Origin of the sequence: Dolichospermum sp. LEGE 00240, assembly GCF_015207875.1 — a bacterium.
GTDB classification, from domain to species: Bacteria; Cyanobacteriota; Cyanobacteriia; order Cyanobacteriales; family Nostocaceae; genus Dolichospermum; species Dolichospermum gracile.
The window spans coordinates 1-1,413 of record NZ_JADEVZ010000160.1; the positions used below are offsets into that span (position 1 = coordinate 1).

At 31.6% G+C, this 1,413-nt stretch carries 1 protein-coding gene; it reads right to left on the reverse strand.

Going from position 1 to position 1,413, the window contains the following annotated elements; all coding sequences use genetic code 11:
• Positions 1 to 16: 16 nt before the first annotated feature.
• Positions 17 to 1,237 (reverse strand): ISL3 family transposase, encoded by a 1,221-nt coding sequence (locus IQ226_RS24725; RefSeq protein WP_193899773.1) that lies wholly within the window; start codon positions 1,235 to 1,237, stop codon positions 17 to 19.
• Between the last annotated feature and the right edge of the window lie 176 nt (positions 1,238 to 1,413).

A 1,413-nucleotide genomic window follows, 5' to 3' on the forward strand; every position in this document is an offset into this window, starting at 1 on the left:
GGCTCTTGCGTCCCTTTTATGGAGAATTAATACTAAAGTGCCAGTTTAATAAACTACGTAATCTAAAATTACTAAAGTTGCGAAATCCATATCCAAGTCTTTTGATTAATTTGAGTTTATTATTAATTCCTTCCACAGTACCATTAGTAGTTCTGTCATCAAAATAACCTACAACTTCACCAAACCATCTAACCATTGTTCCTATACTTTTGGGAAAATACTTCATTCCATCATGCATCCAATCTAATAAATTAATTATGTTTTCACCCCAAGACTTAGTAGATTCAAATATGTCTCGAAATTCTTCTTTCAGTGCGTGCATTTTTGCCAGAATAGGGGAAACTTTTTGAACATTATTCAATCTTTCTTTTTGCTGTTCATTTAAAGAATCTTCGTTTGCTATTAAGCTATATTTGCTTTTATTTAATCCTGCTAATATTCGCTCTCGCTCTGATTTATCATCTAAATCCATGGCGGCTTTCTTTTCAGATTTACGCATAGCATCTAGTTCATCATTTACTTGTTTCATTACGTGAAATCTATCAGCAGTTATATTTGCATTTGGCATTAATTCCTGTACCAAACTTTTATAAGGTAACCAGAGATCCATACTCACTTCAACTATTTGTTCAAGTACCTGAGATCCCCATTTGACAATAACTTCACGGATTTCTTCTATTCTTCTTGACTTCACCAACTCAATTGGTTTACGAGTATCTAAATCTACTAATACTGCTAAATAACTTCCTTGCCCTTTTACCAAAGCAATTTCATCTATGCCTAACCTTTTTACCTGATTTAAATTAATGTTTAATATTTGTGATACTTGTGCCTTTAACATTGATTCAACTTCTTCATCGCTCAAGTCATTTCTTTCGGCAACACTATGAATATTACTGTCTAATACTTGTTCAACTATATTCATGGCTAATCTTTTAGTATATCCTTTACTTTTATCCACAAAGTTTAGCTGTTCACTAAATACTTTTTGACACTTGTGACATTTGAATTGACGACGATTTATTTTTAACAATACTGATTTTTCACTCCAAGATAAATCATGAATCATCCGCCAATGATTTTGATGTATACTATAGGTAGTTTTTTCACAGTTTGTACAAGTAGAATAGTTGGCAGCTTTTTCTATTGTTATAATTATTCCTGCCCCTTCAATTTCTTGAAAATCTAACACTTTCATCTCTGGAAGATTGAGAATTTGATCTACGCTAAATTTCATAACTATCCCTCAAACTTTTGTATTTGATAATTATGATTATACTCTTATACTGATTCTCTTGTATTTAAAAGTTTGCAAACCTTTACAGAGATAGAGTTTTCGGCTTTTATGGTTTAGATTTATCGGCATTAAATTTTGGTAATTTTAGTTGTGACCATAAAAGAGACGAAAGAGCC